The organism is Thalassospira sp. SM2505 (assembly GCF_054901115.1).
This window is the reverse complement of sequence record NZ_CM142731.1, coordinates 2,266,711-2,287,688: the sequence shown is the minus strand read 5'-3', so window position 1 is coordinate 2,287,688 and position 20,978 is coordinate 2,266,711. Positions and strand designations below refer to the sequence as shown.

Genomic DNA, 20,978 nt, shown 5'->3' with positions numbered 1-20,978 from the left:
CTGCGCTGCATATGTTCACCGCAAAAACCGGCAAAATCATGACCGTCTGTTGCCCCCGGACGGGGTATCCGCAACGGGCATCATGCCACGATCACGATATAGTATCTGAACCTGTTAATCGCTGCTGTTGGTCGAAGAATAAATGACCTGACCAATCAGGTCCTCAAGATTGACCGAGCCTTGCGTGTATTCAATTTCACCACCGGCCTGGATCATGTCGATATCGCCCCCCGGTTCAAGGGCAACAAACTTGCCGCCCAGCAGCCCGTCTGACGCAATCTTGGCCGAACTGTCCATCGGCAAGGACAAATCCGAGCGCAGCGACATTTTGACAACCGCCATATAGGTATCAGGATCAAGTTCCTGTGCCGTCACGCTGCCGACCGTGACTCCGGAGATACGGACATCATTACCGACAACCAGACCGTCAATGCGGTTAAAGCTGGCTTTGATCTCATATCCCTCAACCGTATTGATGCCTGCACGGCTGTATGAATAGGCCGCAAATCCAACCGCGACGGCAATCACCGCAGCACCAGCAAGGGTTTCAATCAGTCTGTTGCTCATGGACCTTATCCGATCTGTATCTCATTGACTGGCATATTGTCTTGCACAGCGCCAAAACACAACCGCCCAAAACACAACCACTTAATACAATCACGTAAATACAAACGGGCGCGAGTTACCCCGCGCCCGCTGAAATTTTCAATTCTTCCGGCAGATCAGCCTTCCGGCGACCATGCCTGATAGTCACCGGTCGCTTTCGCGCGCTTGCCACCATTATATTCATGGCCCTGCGGACGATATGCATGCTTGGTCCCGGTCAGGTTCGGCAGATGCTCTTTCTGCCACTCGTAACGGTCTTCGGCTTTTTCAGACAGCGGCGCATCAACGGTGTAATGCAGCCAGGCATGCCATTCAGCCGGAACTTTCGATCCCTCGACCACACCTTTGTAAACGACCCAACGTTTGGTGCGACGGCCCTTGGCCGGAGTCTTTTCGGTGTAATAGACATTGCCGAAACGGTCTTCGCCAACGCGCTTGCCAAACAGCGCAGTAAAAATACGGGTGCCGACGGTGGCCATGTTGGGTCTCTCTCCAGATCTGGTTTGTCCGCCCGAACTGACAAGGCGGAACAGGGAACATGCGGTCTGCCCCCTGTCGAACAAGAGACTTATATGTCGTGATGTTGTTTGAAAGTCAATGTTTCAAGGACATTGACCGGCGCGATATCACAACATTTGGTCACACGGCACATCAGGTGCACAAATCGCCTCAACCCAAACGGGAACTGAAACCCTGTCACAATGATATTTACCGCTTCAAAACAACCCACAACTGCTTGTAGTGCGACGACTCTTTGATCTGCGTATATCTGGGGCGTCTATCCACCCGGTTATCCACAATCACACACATATATGTAGTATGTGCCATCGCTTGATATGCTTTGTTTTGCGCGCATGCTGAAATCAATACTTTAATATAAATATCAAACTGTTATCATGACGACATGTGCTAACAAGGCCAATGAAACAGCACATTTTCAGCTTCATGCTGGAAATGGAACGCAAACAGCGGTAGCTTTGGTCTGTGTTGTGGGGAACCAACCGTCCCGACACTACATCTAGTCCGAGTCTTATGACCGGCATACAATCTCGCGGGGACAGAAACCGCAGTTTTCCGGGCCTCCCGGCCTGATTCAGAGATTGTTAACGAGAATCCCGTCAGCATCGAATCAGCAAGACAGCAACCGACCCACTACATGTTGTGGTAAAAATTGATGTCAACCACAAAGATTAGTGGACTGTGGCGAAATTTTGCCATTATAGTCTTTCCCACGGACCGGATGGTTCCAAGGGGGGACCACACCACCGACTTCAAATAGATGCGACGCGCCAAAAAAGCCGGAAAATAACGGCCCTTGGGGCAGCGCAATAGCGATGAGCAAACTATATAGAATCAGGCGATGTTGGCGCATTACCAGATAGCGCCCCCTTACGTCTGATCAGAACCGGAGCAGACCATGCGGATTACCAGAAAGTTCACTCAGGACGGTGTCAGCCCGTACGCCGACATCGAATTTCGTAAGTCATCTTCTGTCATCAAAAACCCGGATGGTTCCGTTGTTTTTGCGATGAATGACATCGACATGCCCGCTTCCTGGTCACAGGTGGCGAGTGACGTTCTGGCTCAGAAATACTTCCGCAAGGCCGGTGTTCCGGTTGCGCTCAAACCGGTCAAGGAAAAGGACGTCCCGTCCTGGCTGTGGCGTCAGACCGCTGACACCGCCAAACTTGACAAGATGCCTGCTGAAAAACGCTACACCAGCGAAACCAGCGCGACCCAGGTCTTTGACCGTCTCGCAGGTACCTGGACCTATTGGGGCTGGAAAGGCGGCTATTTTGACGCCGAATCTGATGCGCAGGCTTTCTTTGATGAAATGCGCTATCAGCTTTCCCACCAGATGGGCGCGCCGAACTCTCCGCAGTGGTTCAACACCGGTCTGCATTGGGCTTATGGCATTGATGGTCCGGCACAGGGTCACTCCTATGTTGATTTCAAAACCGGCGAACTGACCAAATCGGCCAGCGCGTATGAACACCCGCAGCCGCATGCCTGCTTCATTCAGTCCGTTGCCGACGATCTGGTCAACGAAGGCGGCATCATGGATCTCTGGACCCGTGAAGCCCGTCTGTTCAAATTCGGCTCCGGTACCGGTTCGAACTTCTCCAACGTTCGTGGCGGCGGCGAGACCCTTTCGGGTGGCGGTCGTTCCTCGGGCCTGATGAGCTTCCTGAAAATCGGTGACCGCGCAGCTGGCGCCATCAAGTCGGGTGGCACCACCCGTCGTGCGGCGAAAATGGTCGTGGTTGATATCGATCACCCGGACATCGAAGAATATATTGATTGGAAAGTTGTCGAAGAGCAGAAAGTTGCTGCCCTTGTTGCCGGTTCCAAACTTGCTGAAAAACACCTGACTGCTGTTCTTGCTGCCTGCACCAACTGGGACGGTGCTGCGGATTCCGAAGACCGCTTCGTTCCGCGCCAGAACCCGCAGCTCAAAGAAGCTGTTCTGGCTGCACGCGCCGTGATGATCCCGGATTCCTATATCAACAAGATCATCGAGTTCGCGCGTCAGGGCTTCACTGAAATCAGCTTCAAGACCTATGACACCGACTGGGATTCCGAGGCATATCTGACCGTATCGGGTCAGAACTCGAACAACTCTGTTCGTGTATCGAATGACTTCCTGCAGGCAGTTCTGGACAATTCCGACTGGAACCTGACCCGCCGTACCGATGGCAAGATTTCCAAGACCGTTAATGCACGTGATCTTTGGGACAAGGTTGGTGAAGCAGCCTGGGCTTGTGCAGATCCGGGCATCCAGTACGACACCACGATTAACGAATGGCACACCTGCCCGAACTCGGGTCGCATCAATGCGTCCAACCCGTGCTCGGAATATATGTTCCTTGATGACACCGCATGTAACCTTGCATCGCTCAACCTGATGAACTTCCGTTCTGACGATGGCGGCGTGGACATCGCGGCTTACGAACATGCCGTTCGTCTGTGGACTGTGGTTCTTGAAATCTCGGTTCTGATGGCACAGTTCCCGTCCGACCGTATCGCAGAACTCTCCTATCGTTACCGTACCCTTGGCCTTGGCTATGCCAACATTGGCGGCCTGCTGATGAGCATGGGTATCTCGTACGACAGCGACGAAGGCCGTGCGATTGGCGCGTCCCTGACCGCGATCATGTGTGGCGTATCCTATGCGACCTCGGCCGAAATGGCTGGCGAACAGGGTCCGTTCCCGGGTTATGCCGATAACGCCGATGAAATGCTGCGTGTCATGCGCAACCATCGTCGTGCGGCTTATGGAGAACAGGAAGGCTACGAAGGTCTTTCGATCAATCCGGTTCCGCTGGTTGCTGCTGACAGCCCCTATGCCGATCTTCCGGTAGCAGCGCGTGCTGCTTGGGACAAGGCACTGGAACTTGGCGAAAAGCACGGTTACCGCAACGCCCAGACCACTGTTATTGCCCCGACCGGCACCATCGGCCTGGTCATGGATTGCGACACCACCGGTATCGAGCCTGACTTCGCACTCGTGAAGTTCAAAAAGCTCGCTGGCGGCGGTTATTTCAAGATCATCAACCGTACCGTTCCGGTTGCGCTTGCAACGCTCGGCTATACCGAAAACCAGATCCGCGACATTGAAAAATACGCGGTTGGTCATGGCACACTGGTTGGTTCGCCGGCGATCTCGCATGACGATCTGCGTGCCAAAGGTTTCGATGACGACGCAATTGCCAAGGTCGAAGGCGCGCTTAAAAACGCATTCGACGTCAAATTCGTCTTCAACAAATACACCTTCGGTGATGATTTCTGCATCAACACCCTTGGCCTCGATGCCAAAGCCATCAATTCGATGGACTTTGACATGCTCGCAGCCCTTGGTTTCGACAAGAAACAGATCGAAGCAGCAAACACCTATGTTTGCGGTTCGATGACCCTTGAAGGTGCCCCGCATCTGCGTGACGAAGACCTTCCGGTCTTTGATTGTGCAAACCCGTGCGGCCGTATCGGCAAGCGTTACCTGTCGGCAGAAAGCCACATCCGCATGATGGCAGCGGCCCAGCCGTTCATCTCGGGTGCGATTTCCAAAACCATCAACATGCCGAGCAGCGCCAACATTCAGGATTGCAAGGACGCCTACATGCTGTCCTGGCGTCTGGGTCTTAAGGCAAACGCCCTGTACCGTGATGGTTCGAAACTCAGCCAGCCGCTCAACTCTGCTCTGGTTGAAGAAGACGATTACGCAGATCAGCCGACTGCCGCCAAGGCAACCGCTGCTTCTGAACAGATCGTCGAGAAAATCATCGAACGCGTCATCCGTGGCGACCGTCGTTCGCTTCCGGGTCGCCGCAAGGGTTACACCCAGAAGGCCACCGTTGGCGGTCACAAGGTTTACCTGCGCACCGGTGAATATGAAGACGGCAAGCTTGGCGAAATCTTCATCGACATGCACAAGGAAGGCGCTGCTTTCCGCTCGTTGATGAACAACTTCGCCATCGCAGTTTCCATCGGCCTTCAGTATGGCGTGCCGCTGGAAGAATATGTCGAAGCCTTCACCTTCACCCGGTTCGAGCCGTCAGGCATGGTTTCGGGCAACGATGCGATCAAGATGGCAACCTCCATCCTTGATTACATGTTCCGCGAACTCGCCATCTCCTATCTTGGCCGTAACGACCTTGCCCATGTTCAGCCGTCCGACATCCTTCCCGATGCGGTTGGCGAAGGTGTCGCCGAAGGCGATCTTGGTGAAGAAGGCAAAAGAACCGGCGATCAGGCGATCGAAACCATCCGCAAGGTGGCATCAAGCGGCTTCGTGCGTCGCAACCTCTATGTGGTTGACGGCGGTGCCCAGACCGAAGAACGCGTGATCGAGGTAAAGTCCACCGGTACGGACGGTCATGGCCATAATCACAGCCATGAAACCACCGCAAGTGCTGTGACCACCGCTGCACCGTCAGCACCGCAGAACAATGCGATCCTGACCGCCAGCGAAGAAGTCATCGCCAAAACCGATGCCAAAATGGACAAGATCCGCGAAGCCCGCATGAAGGGTTACGAAGGCGACGGTTGCCCCGATTGCGGCAACTTCACCCTGGTCCGTAACGGCACCTGCCTGAAATGCGACTCTTGTGGCGCGACCACCGGTTGCTCCTAAGGGTTCCGGCCCGAACGATCTTCTGATCTGATCAGCAAAACGGCCGGGATTTCCCCGGCCGTTTTTGTTTCGCCACCCGCCGTCAGAGAAGGAAATAAATGATGCCCCTGCCCGCTCTTGGTAACGATACCGCCCTGATCGTTCTTGATGTGCAAAAGGCGATGGATAATCCGCGCTGGAATGCCAAAAACAATCCCGGTTATGCCGATGTGATTGCCAAACTGCTGGCGGCCTTTCGGGCGGCAAAGCTTCCGATCATTCATATCCGCCACGAAGAAGCCAATCCGGCCTCAAGCTTTTATGTCAACGGTCCCGGACAACCGTTCAAGGATGAAGTTACGCCAATCAGCGGTGAAACCATCATCGCCAAGCAGCAAAACTGCGCCTTTGTCGGAACGCCCCTTGAACAGCACCTGCGTGACCGCGGCATCAAGCGCCTGATCTTTACCGGTGTGGTCATTCATAATTCGATGGATGTCACCATCCGTATGGCCCATTGTCTGGGCTTTGAAAACTGGCTGCCGCTCGATGCCACCACCGCGATTGATGTCACGGATGCCAACGGCAAACGGTTCGATGCCCAAACCGTGTTTGATCTTTATGCCGCCGTGCTGGCTTCGGAATATTGCACGCTTACTCGCAGTGAAGATGTGATCAGCCCCCTGTCCTGAACGACTTTTTCTTGACCAAATCATGCATCTGACCGCATTCGCTATCCACTTATGGTCAATCACTATCCACTTAGTGTCAAAAATCGACATCATCCTCCCTTTAAGAATAGCCCTTCCCATGCACCACCCCTAAAGCTCTTGCAACGGGACCGATCCGTCGGCACCGATCAAAAAGGACATGGGCATGGCGAACAATGCATAAGAACAGAATCACCTTCAAACCGGGACGATCTGATCGTTCGCCACTCACCGCGTGCAAGTCTTTCTTTAAAAAAGGGCTTTATGCGCTGGCCCTGACCGGACTATCCCTGCCCTTTGCCAACAGCGCTTTCGCCCTGAGCACGGGGTGTACTGTTTGGAACACTTCAACCACCAGCAACGGCGTAGTGGCCAGCAACCAAGCGTTTGGCGCTTGGGAGGTGGCCAAGGTCACCTTCAAACACAATGACGCAGGCGGTGCATCGCCAGTTAACTATACCTATACCTATACGGATAATGTAAACGCCGCCAATTCCCGCGCCGCCACGGCGGGCAGCATTAGCCTCGGCGAAACAGTCACCCTCACCATTCAGATTCCGGGCGATACAACAAACGGCAGGCTTTTCATGTCTGGCCCCGGTGCGGAGTACAACATAACGGTAAGCTGCGTTGCCGGATCGCCACCGGCTGAGAATTCAACATCCTCCGCCAGCACGTCATCCGCTGTTATCGGTGCTGTCTCGCGATCCCAAACCACGGTTGTTCAACAAAATATCGCATCGCGCGTCTCATCGGTAATCAGTACTGCCAACACTTCCAATACGGACAATGTGGCGGGCCTTACCACCTCTGTGCGCGAAACCGTCCCCCATCGCGCCAGCCTGATCGACACCACCGCTGGTCATGATGATCGCAACAACAACGGCAACAGCATCACCGACCGCAATGATGCGCTGCGTCGCGTGGCGATGATGGGCAGTTTTGACAGTTCCACCGGTCAGGGCATGCAAATGCTGGGCCTTGGCCCGACCGATCAAGGCGATGTGGGCGGCGCCAGCGGCATTGATGGCCGTGCGGCCTTTGCCACCACCACGCCCTTTACCGTGTGGGGGCATGGCTCCTTTACCTCGGTTGATAGTGACTATGTCAATGGCGGTACGGACAACCGCTATGACGGCGATGTCTGGGGCTATAATGTCGGGCTCGATTACAAATTCGCCGATGCGCTGATTGCGGGCCTGTCGCTGGGCTATAACGATACCGACCTGACCACCGCCTTTAACAGTGGCAGCTATCAGGAAACCGGCTGGGTCGCATCGCCCTATATTATTTATCGCCCGATGGCCAATATCAACATCGTCGCCGAGGCCGGATATGGCATGGGTGATATTGATGTCACCCGCGACAACAATACGGTGTCGGGAAATACAGACTCAGACATGTGGTATGCCGCGATGACCACATCCTATCGGATTCAGCCATATGACACCCTACCGGTGTCCCTGACCCCTTCCCTGGCCTTTATGGCCGCCCGTAAAACCGTCGATGGCTATACCGAAAGTGACGGCACAAACAATGCCACCACCCGGTCGAACACCCGGCAGATCAAACCGGCGATAGAGGCCGCCTATGATTTCGCGCCCACTCAAAGCCTGACCATAACGCCATTCCTTGAAACCGGCCTGATCTATGATTTCACCGATGAAATCAACAATGACAAAACCGCGTTCAATATTGGTGGCGGTGTGCGACTGTCTGACCGCAATACTGGGCTCAATGCCGCCCTTGAAGGCGACTATCTTGCCGGGCGCGCTGATTATACCGAGTACACCATCGGGGGCACGGTGACCTATGGCTTTGCCCTGCTCGATCAGGATGGACGCCAAATCGGGATTGTCACACCGTTCTTTACCAGCAAGCTCAATGAATATGGCAATCAGCGCGTCCGTACCGGCCTTGGCTTTGATGCCGGACGCCTGACCAGTGAACTCGCATTCAGCCACATGATGTCGGTGGCCAATGACGATGACAACAGTGATACCAGTGCGGTTGAAGTTACCATGTCAGTGCCTTTCTGATCGCAGTCTCTGGGAATAGGATAGATCACCGGCTTCAGACATCTGATCTTTACCGGTCTGGTGATCCATACCCTGATGGATCACCATCCGCGGGGCCGAACATTCCCGGTACAGGCTGACATGTGTCTGATCTCCATGCCGCTACTCTTGCATCGGAATATTGCCATCTGACGGACAGCAAAGCCGTCATTTACACCCTGACAATGTTTCCGATTGACCAACAAAACAAGTCAATATCAACACACTGTTGACCAAACGTGACTAGTCAACCGTTCGACCAGAGCGCATATTCACCTCAGATGATTTCATGATCGAGGTAGTTTCATGACCGAGATGTCACATAATTCCGGAAGCACTGCCAAAAGCCTTGCGCCGATATTTATCTCTCACGGCTCGCCGATGCTGGTTGCCCGTCAAAGCACGCCCGCCTTTGATTTCTTTGTTGGCCAGCTTGGCCCTCAGACCGACGGGGTCCGTGCCATTCTGATGGTTTCGGCACACTGGCAAACAGCTGAACCAACCATCTCGACCTCCGCCCGTCAGGAAACCATTCATGACTTTTACGGTTTCCCGCAGCCGCTTTATCAGTTGCATTACGACGTTGCCGGCGACCCGGCACTGGCACAGCAAATCGCCGATCAGATCGGCCTCGCGACGGATCGCACCCGCGGCCTTGATCACGGTGCATGGATGCCAATGATCCTTGCCCGCCCCGATGCCGATATCCCGGTATTTCAGCTTTCCATGCTCGGCCATGGCGGCCCCAAGGAGCATTACGAGCTGGGGCAGAAACTGCGCGGGTTGCGTGACCTTGGTGTTCTTGTGGTCGCAAGTGGTGCCATGACCCATAACCTTCGCGCCCTTGATCGGAACGAAGGTGCGATTGATCCCTGGGCGGTTGAATTCACCAACTGGATGATTGATCGGGTCAGGGCTCGCGATATCGACGCCCTTCTCAATTATCGCAACCTCGCACCGCATGCCGTGATGGCCCATCCCGAGGATGATCACCTGATGCCGCTTTATGTAGCGCTGGGTGCCGCATCCGATGACTTCGAACCCGATCTTCTGCATGACAGTTACGAGTTCGGCAATCTCGCCATGACCGCATTGCGTTTTTATGATCAGGGCGAAGCCAGGATCGCGGCCTGACCCGCTGGCGTAAATTCAACAGAAGCAAAAAGGCCGGAAGAACTCATCTCCCGGCCTTTTGTCTAGAACATCATGCGAATGCCCGTGACCACATAGGTGGCCTCGTAATCCTCCCCGTCATGTTTGGCGAAATCGGCGGTATCCCCGAACTTCCGTTCATAGGCAACCCCCACATAGGGCACAACCGCACGATCAATCAGATCGTAGCTCAGTCGCAAGCCGAACTCGGCACTTGAAATACCCTTGCCGACTTCGATTTCACGATCTTCCGAGAACGCCGCATTGATTTCGAACGATGGCGTCAGGATCAACCGGTTGGTCAGAAGCCCTTCATACTCGACATCAAGCCGCGCAGAACCATCACCGGTCTCGCTGACGAAAAGATCGGCATCGACTTCAAACCATTGCGGCGCAAGCCCGACGACACCAACCGTGCCATACCAGCGATCCGCGCCCTCGGGGGTGTCAATCCGCACACCGCCCTTGGCATCGAAAAAGTCACTGATCGGGGTTTGCAGGACAAACCGGTTTTCCAGCTTCTCGTAGTTATCCGCATCAAGGTCACGTTCGCCCTCTCCCTGCCAGCGCAGTTTCAGTTCGTCCGTGCCGACAAAGGCGTCCGTATCCCAGACAAGGCGTTTTTCGCTTTCGTCACCGACGCGGTATTCAAACTGTTCGGCCTGAAACCCGTAATAAATCCGGGCGTCCATCGCCATACCGGCACTCGAAAACGAACCCAGCGCCAATGCGACACCGCCGCCAATCATCAGATCAAATCTTTTCATGATGGATCAATTCCCGTTCTCAAGTTTGGCGACCGTTGGTCCGCCCTCGACAATGACCTTGCGGAACATCCCGGTCGCCATGTGATAGCTCAGATGGCAATGGAATGCCCATTCACCGGGCTCATCGACTTCGGTTTCCGAATAGACCGTGGTGCCGGGATTGATGCTGATCGTGTGTTTGACCGGGTTCCACTTGCCCTGCCCGGTATCAAGGATCGACCACATGCCATGCAGATGCATCGGATGGGTCATCATGGTTTCATTGACGAACTTGAACCGTACCCGTTCACCGTATTTCAGGCGGATCGGTTCGGCATCCTCGTATTTCACGCCATTGATCGACCAGCTATAGCGTTCCATATTCCCGGTCAGGCGCAATTCGATCTCGCGGGTGGCCGGACGTTCGGCATAAAGCGGCTTCTGTGCTTTCAGATCTGCGTATGACAGGAACTTTCCGCCATTCGCCGCTTCGGGGATCAGGCCACTGCCCGCCGCATAAAACGGATCAGCCTTGTCAGCCATACCCATCATCGAATGATCCATTCCGGCCATGTTCGAATGGTCCATCCCCGGCATGGTATCCTGTGCGTTGCTATCCATTTCCTCCGTTGCCGCCGTCGCCATCGCACCATGATCCATTCCGGCCATGTCACCGTGGCTCATGCCCATATCAGCCATGGTCAGAAGCGGTGCCTCGGTTCTGAGTTCCGGCATTTCGGCGCGCATGCCTTCCCGCGGGGCCAGCGTGGCAAAGGCAAATCCCGACCGCCCCATGGACTCGGCCATGATCGGATAGGCCTTTTCTTCCTTGGGCTGAACAATCACGTCATAGGTTTCGGCAACCGAAATACGGAACTCGTCAACCTTGACCGGTTGCACATTATTGCCGTCGGCCTGCACCACCGTCATCTCAAGCCCCGGTATCCGCACATCGAAATAGGTCATGGCCGACGCATTGATAAACCGAAGCCGCACCCGTTCATCGGGCTTGAACAAGCCGGTCCAGTTCTGATCGGGCGACATGCCATTGATCAGGCCAACAAAGCCCTGCACATCCTCGATATCGGTCGGCATCATCCGCATCGAACCCCAGTCGCCGCGTTCCGAAAGCGTCGCCCCCAGACCGTTTTTCGACACATCACCGATAAAATCGGCAAGGGTACGCTGATTGCGGTTGTAATAGTCCGGCATCATTTTCAGGTTACGCAGAATGCGGTCACCCGAATGCGGATGCTTGTCTTTCAGAACCACCACATATTCGCGGTCAAACTTGAACGGTTCGCGCTTTTGCGGCTCGATAATGATCGAACCATAGGCCCCGTCCGGCTCCTGAAAACCGGAATGGCTATGGAACCAGTAGGTGCCGCTTTGTTTGACCGGAATGCGATAGGTAAATGTCTCGCCCGGTTCAATTCCGGGGAAACTGATGCCCGGCACCCCGTCCATCTGATAGGGCAGGATCAAGCCATGCCAATGGATCGATGTTGCCTCATCAAGATTGTTGGTGACCTTGATCACCGCTTCTTCGCCTTCCTTGAACCGCAAGGTCGGACCGGGGGATGACCCGTTATAGCCAATCCCCGTTGTTTTCATCTCGCCGGTATCAATCGTGACGTAATCGACCGACAGGTCATAGCTCGCAGCCTGACTGCCCGAGGACAGGACAAGTGCTGCCAACGTGCCCAAAAGGGCACCTTTGACATAGTGATTTTTCATTTCTTGAATTCCCAAAAACTCGGAAACGCCAGAGGCATCGGTATTTCCCCGGCCCCTGGCATCGCAAACCGGTTGGCCTATGACTGCAGACGGACCTTGCCCATCATGCCGCTCTCATAGTGGCCTGGCACATTGCAGGCGAATTCAAGCTCGGTATCGGCTGGGAAGGTCCAAATGATCTCGGCTGTTTTTCCGGGTTCAAGAAGCACACTGTTGGGATCGTCATGCTCCATGGTCATGCCGTTCCCCATGTCCATTTTCATCATGTCCATGTGGATTTTGTCGGCATCAAGCGCACCATGCTCCATCATCATCATCATTTCTTTCTGATGGCTGGCATGCATCGCCGCAGTACCGATATTGAATTCATGAACGAATTCACCCTTGTTCACGATCTCGAACCGCACGGTTTCACCGGCGCGCACCTCGATGGTTTCCATATCAAAGAAATTGTCTTCCATCGTAACCTGGATGGTCCGGGTTACATCGGCTACCTTGCCCGGCGCACCGATATTGGTGGTCTGCGCACCATGACCGGGGCTGGCAAAACTCGCCACCGGTGCACTCATCAGGGACCCGATAATCGCGGTTGAAAGAACAATACGGGCAAGGAAAGTCGATTTAGAGTTGGGCATATCATGCTCCTGAAAATAATCATCGAACTGATCGCCGCCGTTGCACAAACACATGCGCAAGTTTTGCTGTTTCACCCTGAACGGATCAAACAAACGACGGCATTTATCAAAAAGAAGGGATTATTTTCAGGCGCGGGGCAGTTTGTAGCTGCCATCCGCCTCGGCGGAAACAACGGTCCGTTCCCTGACCCAGAAGGTCACAGTCGAAACCACCGGCATGAACAATGCCTTGCTGATCTGTTCATCGACATAGGGGCCGCAAACCGTCATGCCGCAAATATCGGCATGCGATCCGTGGGGATCGAATGAAGCCGGTTGCGCGGCATCGACCATCACGGCGTGATGCGTTTGACCCGCATGGCCGGATGCTGCCTGCACGGTATCATGCCCCGACAGCAGAACTGTCAGACTGATCAGGATCACAAGCATGCAGGAAACGAAACGCAACAGATTTATTCCAGTTCAAAGTTAACGGCCAAATCGTTATGCGCACACCGCGATTTGGTCAAGTGGCAATATTGTGGCACGCCATAACACATTGTAAAATTGTGATTTTAACCGAATTTCTGCGCATCATATTTACCGGCCTTGTCATCGCATCACCGGCCTTTTACGATCAGGCCGCCCCCATCATCACCGGACAAAATGCCATGCTGCGTCAGGAACAAGTCACCTTCGAAGTCAAAACCAGTGCTCAGGGTCTGATTGAAATCACCGATCAGGTGCAGTCATGGATTGGCCAGACCGGCATCATGCGCGGCCAACTGACCGTCTTTGTCCGACACACATCGGCAAGCCTGACCATTCAGGAAAATGCCGATCCCGATGTCCGCCTTGATCTGGAAACATTTTTTGACCGGCTGGTTCAGGAAAATCCGAGCCTTTATCGCCATACCTGCGAAGGCCCGGACGATATGCCTGCCCATATCAAATCAGCCCTGACCGACGTGTCCCTGACCATTCCGGTTGATAATGGCCATGCGATGCTTGGCACCTGGCAGGGGATTTACCTGTTTGAACATCGTCACGCACCGCATCGGCGGAGCGTGATCCTGCATCTGATCGGGGAATAAACCGATATATCAGACAGCAAGTTCCGGCTTGCGCGCCCACAGACCGATCGTCTGGACTTCGATCAGTTCACGCAATGTCGCGCACATGTCTTCGCAGTCAAAATTCTGCGTGCTCATATGCTCGTGAACCGTAAACAGAAACAGCGCCATCAAAGTTTTGCGGATCAGATCCGGTGAAAGATCGGGATTGAGTTCGCCACAAAGCTGGGCTTCCTCAATCAGGTCGCGCGTCGCCTTGAGCAGTCCGCTACGATCAAGCATTTCATTGACCGCCCCCTTGCGCGGGGAAAAGGCCACCTGTTGCATGATCATGGACCAAAGCCCCGGATGCAGGCCGATCTGCGTAAAGCGATAGGAGGCCACATGCATCATCTTGTCCACAAAGCACCATTCCGGGTCCATGGTATGCAGACCCTTTTCAATGGCTTCGGCCAGTTGCGTGCAGACACAACTGATGATGAGTTCTTCCTTGGTCGGGAAGTGATGAAAAATGGTGCCTTCGGCCACCCCGGCCCGCTTGGCGATTTCGCGCGTCGATGCGCCTTCAAAATCACCTTCTTCAAGGCAACTGCGCGCAGCCTCAAGAATCTTCTGACGGGTTTCCTCGCGTCTGGTTGCCCGGATGCTCATCGGGGCCCTCCAATTGGTCAAGTGAACTCACTGAGTAAACTCAATTAATACGAAGAGCCCTTTCTGTCAATTCCTCTGAATCGTCCCTGACATGTCGAGTGCCGCTTCAAGAACCGGTTTGCTGCAACTGGCCAGAATGTCTTTTTTCTGCTGATAAAGGCTCGTGGAAACATGCATTGCCCCCAGAACCGTCGAAAACAGATTGTCATGTGAAAATGCCGCATCCCGGGCCGCAGATGACAGGCAATCACCTTCGATTTCACGTGACGCCTGATAGTCCTCGGACATCCACATCATCATCGGAACATGGGTCTGCTCGTCCGGTGCGAACATATAGGGCGCACCATGCAGATAAAGCCCGCCCTCGCCCAGAGACTCCCCATGATCGGAAACATAAAGCAGCACCGTGTTATAGCGATCCTGATAGCTTTTCAGCTTCGCGATCAGCTGGGCGACAACATAATCGGTATAGCGGATCGTGTTGTCATAGGTATTGATCAGTTCCTGTGTACTGCAATTCTCAATATCACTGCGCGCGCAATCCGGGGCAAAGGCACGCTGGGCATCAGGATAGCGTTTGTAATAGGTCGGCCCGTGGCTTCCCATCAGATGAAACGCAATCAGCTGGTTCTCGGCCTTGTCTGAAACCTGCTGATCAAGCTGGCGCAGCATGACCTCGTCAAAGCAGGTGCCAAGAGCGCATTCTTCGGGGAAGTCCTTGGGCGAAATCTCGATGGTTGGCACACGGTCGCAAACGCCCTTGCATCCCTCGTCATTGTCTTTCCAAAGAACCCTGACCCCCGCATGGCTCAGAACATCCATCAGGCTTTCGCTATGGCGTGCCACCTCGCCGTCATAAACGGCGTGATCCATCGGCGAGAACATGCAGGGTACGGATACCGCCGTTGCGGTTCCGCAGGATTGCACATTCTGGAATGCCACCAGCCCGTCAATCTTGCTGGTAAAGGGCGATGTTGCACGCCCATAGCCATTCGCGGCAACACTTTGCGCACGCGCTGTTTCCCCGATGACAAGGAACATCAGGGTCGGTTTGTCTTCATGCGGTTTGGCAACGATATGGGCATCCTCGCCAATCTTGCGGAACGGCATATCGGCATAAAGATAGCGCCGCTTGATCAGCTGAATGGTCCCGGTGATGAAGTTTGACGGGATGATTTCCTTGCCGAGCACCTTGTGATTGCGCCCGACCGATGCGTAATCCTTGAAATAAAATCCGGCAATCCCGCCCAGCATCACCAGGGGCACGGCAATCATCACAAAACGCTGTCCGACCCCGTGCAGGATTGTTTCGGGATACCGAACCGGCACCACAATCAGGATAAGCGCCGGAAGCAAACCGGTCACCACAAACCACAAAGCCGCCGTCAGATTGAAATAGGAAAATGCTTCAAGCTGGTTGGTCTCGATCACATTTTCCATCATGCCACGGTCAAACACGATGCCGTATTTGGCCATCCCGTAATGCGCAAGCGCACTCAGCATGATCAGCAAAACAAAAAACGGCTTGAACAGATAGCGGAATGAAAAGGGCGTAAAAACAACAAGCGATGCCAGGATCAGAACAAATGGCGCACTGATCGCAAAACCGCGATCATAATCACCAAGCTGTCCGAGAATATCGTAAAAATGACCAAGAATTCCGCTATTGAAGACCAGCGTAAAATACACCGCCAGCACCACCAGAATGACGCGATAATCAATCGGCTTACGGATCGGCAACAACCGGGAACGGGGCATGAAGGGTTACCTGTTACGTGGCACATATACCCCGCACAACACCGCCTCATCACCCGTTTCAGGCAATCGTGACACGCATGTTTCGCGGGGCAATTGGCCCGATGGCCAACCCCGCAACATCTAGGATATCAACCTGACAGAAAACTGAACGCCCTGAAAACGCGCTTGGAGAACCGGACGGAAACAGCCGGTCAGACCGAAGCCCCCACCCGCATCCGGCGGACTTCGCGAATTCCCAGAAAACTATGAACCACCAATGTCGCAATCACCACCGTCCCGCAAATCAATGTGGTCTGGCTGGGCACTTCCCCGATAAACACCCAGACCAGAAAGGACCCGAATATTGCTTCATTGAGCATGATCAGCCCGACCTCGGCGGCGGGGATTTTGCGCGCCCCGGCCGAGATAAACAAAAATGACACCGGCAACACCCAAAAGCCCAGCAACACCAGCCACAACCAGTCAAGCCCGGTCACCGTAAACGGATCGGCACTTGGCAACAGGATCAACGCCCCCAAAAACGCGCCCAGCAACATCGCCTTGACTTCATTGGTGTGCGGACGAGCGCCAATGACGTTAAAGAACCCGGCCATGCAGGTCGCTGTTCCCAGCGCCAGAATATCCCCAAGCGCATTCTTGCCGCCAAATCCGGCCCCGACAATCATTGCAAGGGCGACCAGAACCACAAGCGACGCGATCCAGGTCCGCATCGGTTGTGACCGTTTGAAAACAAAGACCCCCATCAAACCGGCAATCAGCGGCGCTGCGGCAATGATCACCAAGGTATTGGCGGCATCAGTATTGCGTACCGACAGGATGAAAAAGATCGTCGTGCCACAGAAAAACAGCGCTGCCGGGATTTCGGTTTTGCTCGGGGTGATGGATTGCAAGACACCCTCGCCGCGACGATGCCCCTTCCACAGTGCCATCAGAAGCGATGCCACACAAAGCAGCGTCACCCGCCAGAACGATGCCGTCATGTCATCAACCTTGATCAACCGGATCAAAAGCGCATCCGGGCAAATGACCAGCACCCCGATCAGGGCAAGCCACGCACCGTGCAAATTTTCCATCCGTTGACGAAGTGACATATGCTGCAACCTTCAAATAACTGGTTTCATTATAAAAACACGCCCGAAACTTGATCCCTGGCGTCAATTTTCTGCACATAGTTGTGGGGCGCTTTGACGCCGATGGCAATTTGATTTTTCTCAACTGTCGGTGAAACGATCCTTTTGGCGGTCCCGGTGCTGAACCGGCCGCAGGTTTTGGCACCGTCAGTCTGCAATGATGCAGCGCATCCAAAAGAAACTGTTTTGTTCGGCCCGCAAGGTCGCTAAGTTTGCGTCAAACTACACGTCCCCACAGTTAAAAGGATGGATCTTCATGGCTGGTAAAATTGACGCACGCCTTGCCGAACTTGGCATCACCCTGCCACAGGCCACCGCACCGGTTGCGAATTATGTGCCCTATGTCGTCTCGAACAATCTGGTTCACATTTCCGGTCAGATCACCATGGAAAATGGCGAACTGAAATTTGTCGGTAAACTCGGCAAGGACTATCAGGTCGAAGACGGTCAGAAAGCCGCCCGCCTCTGTGCACTTAACCTTGTCGCACAGCTCAAGGCCGCCATTGGCGATCTTGATAAGGTCACCCGTGTGGTCAAACTCAATGCCTTTGTCAATTCCGCCCCGGAATTCACCGATCAGCCCAAAGTCGTCAATGGTGCGTCTGACACCATGGTCGAAGTCTTTGGCGATGTCGGCAAACATGCCCGCTCGGCTGTTGGCGTTGCCTCCCTTCCGCTTGGTGTGGCGGTCGAGATTGATGGCATCTTTGAATTTGCCTGATCTGCTCAGCAATAAGCGCATCAAAGCCGGGCACTTGCCCGGCTTTTTTCATGTCTGGCTTTATGACAAAACTCCTTGACCTCAACCATACTTGAGGTCCGATAACAGGGCGCATCGACATATTTAGGGAACTCCAATGCGCATTTTTATCACCGGTGGCACCGGCCTGATCGGATCGGCCATCATTCGCAATCTGATTGCCCGTCATCACAAAGTCTTTGCCCTTGGCCGATCAGAAACCAGCCGCAACAAACTGATCGCGCTTGGTGCCACCCCGATCACCGGTGACATTCATGCACCGCAAGACTGGTGTGATGATCTGCCCGAGATTGACGGGGTCATTCATGCCGCCTGCGATTTTTCCGACGCCATGACGCAAGTCGATCAAGCCCTGCTTGACCATCTGATCCCCGTCCTGCATCGCATGCCAGATCGCGTAAGGTTCCTCTATACCGGTGGCAGCTGGTTATTTGGCGCAAACAGCCCCGATCAGTTGATTGATGAAGCAGCACCCTTTGATCCGCTTCCGGAATTTCGCTGGATGATCGACGGCATCAACCGGGTTCTTGACGATAACAGGCTTGATGGCATGGTCATTCATCCGGCCTGCGTCTATGGCACCGACCCGCACGGGCACACCGGTCTTCTGGCCACCAATATCGAGACGGCGCGTACCCGCAATTACGTTCATGCAGTTGGGGGCAACATGGTTCATCTGCCAATAGTCCATAACGATGACCTTGCCGATCTGTATCGTCTGATGCTTGAACATGCGAAACCCGGTGCCGCCTATTTTGGCGTTGGCATCAACGGCATTTCGAACCGGAAGGTTGCCGAACGGATTGCCAGTCATTTTGGCCGCGCAGACTGCGATATCAGGGACATGACGCCTGCCGCTGCCATGAAGGAATATGGCAACTGGGCGCGCGGGCTTGGTCGCAACCAGTTTCTTTCGGGCAGGCGTGCGGCGGCTGACCTTGGCTGGAAGCCGCGTCACACCGATCTTGAAACCGATATTGCCAGCATCGCAAAGTCACTCGATGCCGTGCAGGCCTAGCTGTTGCTGCCGACCGTCTTGAGGCCAACCACGCCGCCGATAATCATCAACAGAAAAACACCCTTAAGGGCGGTCATCGGTTCCTTGAAAAATACAAGCCCGATGATCGCAATCGCCGCCGTCCCAAGCCCCGACCACACCGCATAGGCCGTGCCGATCGGGATCACCCGCAGACACAGCGAAAGTGTCCAGAAACTCAGTCCGTAAACCGTCAGGCTCAGGACGGTAAAGCGCCAGTCGGTAAATCCGTTTGAAAATTTAAGCGACACCGTCCCGACAATTTCAAGACAGATCGCAACAAGCAGATACCCCCAGGCAAGCATGGCAAATTTCCAGTGACAACAATCAATTGATGATCAAAACTGGCTCCAAAATGGCCGATCCGGTCATTTGGCGCAATCCCGGGATTATCCCCCTCTGTTTTTGTCATCTCGTCGTCACGATCAGATATGATCCGGCATGGTTATGGCTCTCGTGCCCGATCTGTATCAAATCCGCCCCTAAAACATTTGCGTATGATCCCCCAAACGGGCAGATTGCCCGATAGAAAGACAAGACCCGTCACATATGGCCAAATCGCCTTGCCGTGACGCGCGACGACAGGAAAGAACGATCATGATCGAAACCGATATTCTGATTGCAGGCGGCGGGATCGCCGGAATGAGTGCCGCGGCACGCTTTGCCGCTGACGGACATCAGATCGTGATTGTCGACCCGGCCCCCGCTGATATTGGCGAGGGGACTGATCTTCGCACCACCGCCTTCCTTGAACCGGGCATTGAAACCCTTAAAAAGGCTGGCGTCTGGGATGCGATCAAACCGACCGGTGCGGAACTGCGCGTCATGCGGATTGTCGATGCAGGTGGCGACGAATTCCGCCCGCGCGAAACGGCTGATTTTGACGGTGCTGAAACCACGCAAGGGTTCTTTGGCTGGAACGTATCAAACAAGGCAGCCCGCGTTGCCCTGATGGCCAAGCTTGCCGAACTGGACAATGTTGATTTCCGGTTCTCGACCACGGTGACGGGCTTTAAAAATACCGCGCGCTTTGCCGATGTTACGCTTTCAAGTGGTGAAACCGTGCGCGCCAGGATCGTCATTGCCGCTGATGGTCGCAATTCATCGCTCCGCGAACTGGCCGGAATCAAACATAAACGCTGGGCCTACGATCAAAGTGCGATTGTCTTTGTCGTCACCCATGACAAACCGCATGACAATATCTCGACCGAAATTCATCGCACCGGCGGCCCGCTGACCCTTGTGCCGATGCCGGATCTGAATGGCAAGCCCTGCTCGTCCGTGGTCTGGATGACGCCTGCTGCCCGTGCCGATGAACTCAATGCCATGAGTGACGATGCCCTCTCGGCCGAAATCACCCATGACACCATGAACCTGTTTGGCCCGCTTACGGTGGCATCGCCGCGCGCGGTCTGGCCGATGATTGCCCAGGTTCCCAATCGCCTGATTGCCGCGCGCCTTGCCCTGATTGCCGAGGCCGCCCATGTTGTCCCGCCAATCGGTGCGCAGGGACTTAATATGAGCCTGCATGACATTGAGACGCTGGCTGAACTGATGGCAAAGGCCAAGCTGCATGGCAAGGATATCGGCGAAACCCCGCTTCTGAAATCCTATGAACGCCGCCAGCTTCCCAAAACGCTGGCCCGTGTCGGCGGCATTGATCTGCTCAACCGTGCCTCCATGTTGGAGCCCAAACCGCTCCGCGATCTGCGCTATGCCGGGCTGTCGGCGATCAACCGCATCGGCCCGCTTCGCAAACTCGCGATCAAGGTCGGGGTTGGCAAGTAATCCACACCAATTGCCCGAAACGCTCCTGAAACACAAAAGGCCGCCCCGTA

Annotated in this window: 18 protein-coding genes; 8 read left to right on the top strand and 10 right to left on the bottom strand. The window is 54.5% G+C overall.

Going from position 1 to position 20,978, the window contains the following annotated elements:
* Positions 1-114: 114 nt before the first annotated feature.
* Complete coding sequence (gene mlaD, locus ACTU44_RS10570; protein WP_114100028.1) at positions 115-567, bottom strand: outer membrane lipid asymmetry maintenance protein MlaD; 453 nt, start codon at positions 565-567, stop codon at positions 115-117.
* A 155-nt stretch (positions 568-722) separates the two neighbouring features.
* Positions 723-1,085 carry an NADH:ubiquinone oxidoreductase subunit NDUFA12 gene (locus ACTU44_RS10565; RefSeq protein ID WP_114100029.1) on the bottom strand — a complete coding sequence of 121 codons (363 nt, stop codon included), beginning with the start codon at positions 1,083-1,085 and terminating at the stop codon, positions 723-725.
* A gap of 938 nt (positions 1,086-2,023) precedes the next feature.
* On the opposite strand from ACTU44_RS10565, the gene ACTU44_RS10560 reads away from it, so the two are divergent.
* The 4 genes from ACTU44_RS10560 (at position 2,024) to ACTU44_RS10545 (ending at position 9,617) form a co-directional block, all read left to right on the top strand.
* The gene (locus ACTU44_RS10560; RefSeq protein ID WP_462097409.1) at positions 2,024-5,737 is read left to right on the top strand and encodes a vitamin B12-dependent ribonucleotide reductase; all 3,714 of its coding nucleotides are present in this window, start codon (positions 2,024-2,026) and stop codon (positions 5,735-5,737) included.
* Between the two features lie 98 nt (positions 5,738-5,835).
* Positions 5,836-6,408 (top strand): isochorismatase family protein, encoded by a 573-nt coding sequence (locus ACTU44_RS10555; protein WP_462097408.1) that lies wholly within the window; start codon positions 5,836-5,838, stop codon positions 6,406-6,408.
* A gap of 386 nt (positions 6,409-6,794) precedes the next feature.
* A complete protein-coding gene (locus ACTU44_RS10550; protein ID WP_462097407.1) occupies positions 6,795-8,465 on the top strand; it encodes an autotransporter domain-containing protein in 1,671 nt (556 codons plus the stop codon).
* A gap of 324 nt (positions 8,466-8,789) precedes the next feature.
* Positions 8,790-9,617, top strand: coding sequence for a DODA-type extradiol aromatic ring-opening family dioxygenase (locus ACTU44_RS10545; RefSeq protein WP_462097406.1), 828 nt, complete (start codon positions 8,790-8,792; stop codon positions 9,615-9,617).
* 62 nt (positions 9,618-9,679) lie between these two features.
* Here the strand turns inward: ACTU44_RS10545 and ACTU44_RS10540 are convergent, their stop codons facing one another.
* The 4 genes from ACTU44_RS10540 to ACTU44_RS10525 all read right to left on the bottom strand — a co-directional run bounded on the left by ACTU44_RS10540 (position 9,680) and on the right by ACTU44_RS10525 (position 13,200).
* Positions 9,680-10,402: a copper resistance protein B gene (locus ACTU44_RS10540; RefSeq protein WP_114100035.1), complete on the bottom strand. Its 723-nt coding sequence runs from the start codon at positions 10,400-10,402 to the stop codon at positions 9,680-9,682.
* A gap of 6 nt (positions 10,403-10,408) precedes the next feature.
* Positions 10,409-12,118 (bottom strand): copper resistance system multicopper oxidase, encoded by a 1,710-nt coding sequence (locus ACTU44_RS10535; RefSeq protein WP_462097405.1) that lies wholly within the window; start codon positions 12,116-12,118, stop codon positions 10,409-10,411.
* Between the two features lie 77 nt (positions 12,119-12,195).
* Positions 12,196-12,753 carry a cupredoxin domain-containing protein gene (locus ACTU44_RS10530; protein ID WP_462097404.1) on the bottom strand — a complete coding sequence of 186 codons (558 nt, stop codon included), beginning with the start codon at positions 12,751-12,753 and terminating at the stop codon, positions 12,196-12,198.
* Positions 12,754-12,879: 126 nt separating this feature from the next.
* Positions 12,880-13,200 carry a hypothetical protein gene (locus ACTU44_RS10525; RefSeq protein WP_462097403.1) on the bottom strand — a complete coding sequence of 107 codons (321 nt, stop codon included), beginning with the start codon at positions 13,198-13,200 and terminating at the stop codon, positions 12,880-12,882.
* Positions 13,201-13,301: 101 nt separating this feature from the next.
* Here ACTU44_RS10525 and ACTU44_RS10520 point away from each other — a divergent pair, with 101 nt between their 5' ends.
* Positions 13,302-13,826, top strand: coding sequence for a secondary thiamine-phosphate synthase enzyme YjbQ (locus ACTU44_RS10520; RefSeq protein WP_462097402.1), 525 nt, complete (start codon positions 13,302-13,304; stop codon positions 13,824-13,826).
* A gap of 9 nt (positions 13,827-13,835) precedes the next feature.
* Here ACTU44_RS10520 and ACTU44_RS10515 read toward each other — a convergent pair whose 3' ends face one another.
* From ACTU44_RS10515 to ACTU44_RS10505, 3 genes are all read right to left on the bottom strand, one after another.
* On the bottom strand, positions 13,836-14,456 hold the full coding sequence (locus tag ACTU44_RS10515; RefSeq protein ID WP_114099906.1) for a TetR/AcrR family transcriptional regulator: 621 nt from the start codon (positions 14,454-14,456) through the stop codon (positions 13,836-13,838).
* 66 nt (positions 14,457-14,522) lie between these two features.
* Positions 14,523-16,214 (bottom strand): phosphoethanolamine transferase, encoded by a 1,692-nt coding sequence (locus ACTU44_RS10510; RefSeq protein ID WP_462097401.1) that lies wholly within the window; start codon positions 16,212-16,214, stop codon positions 14,523-14,525.
* Between the two features lie 191 nt (positions 16,215-16,405).
* Entirely contained in the window at positions 16,406-17,305 is a 900-nt protein-coding gene (locus ACTU44_RS10505; RefSeq protein WP_462097400.1) for a DMT family transporter, read from the bottom strand.
* 295 nt (positions 17,306-17,600) lie between these two features.
* Here ACTU44_RS10505 and ACTU44_RS10500 point away from each other — a divergent pair, with 295 nt between their 5' ends.
* Complete coding sequence (locus ACTU44_RS10500; RefSeq protein ID WP_462097399.1) at positions 17,601-18,065, top strand: RidA family protein; 465 nt, start codon at positions 17,601-17,603, stop codon at positions 18,063-18,065.
* Between the two features lie 136 nt (positions 18,066-18,201).
* Complete coding sequence (locus tag ACTU44_RS10495; RefSeq protein WP_462097398.1) at positions 18,202-19,122, top strand: NAD-dependent epimerase/dehydratase family protein; 921 nt, start codon at positions 18,202-18,204, stop codon at positions 19,120-19,122.
* Here the strand turns inward: ACTU44_RS10495 and ACTU44_RS10490 are convergent.
* Positions 19,119-19,445: a DMT family transporter gene (locus ACTU44_RS10490; protein WP_114099902.1), complete on the bottom strand. Its 327-nt coding sequence runs from the start codon at positions 19,443-19,445 to the stop codon at positions 19,119-19,121. The two genes, ACTU44_RS10495 and ACTU44_RS10490, sit on opposite strands and share 4 nt — an antisense overlap.
* Positions 19,446-19,737: 292 nt before the next feature.
* Between ACTU44_RS10490 and ACTU44_RS10485 the strand changes: the two genes are divergently transcribed.
* A complete protein-coding gene (locus ACTU44_RS10485) occupies positions 19,738-20,928 on the top strand; it encodes an FAD-dependent oxidoreductase (RefSeq protein WP_462097397.1) in 1,191 nt (396 codons plus the stop codon).
* The last annotated feature ends 50 nt before the right edge of the window (positions 20,929-20,978 follow it).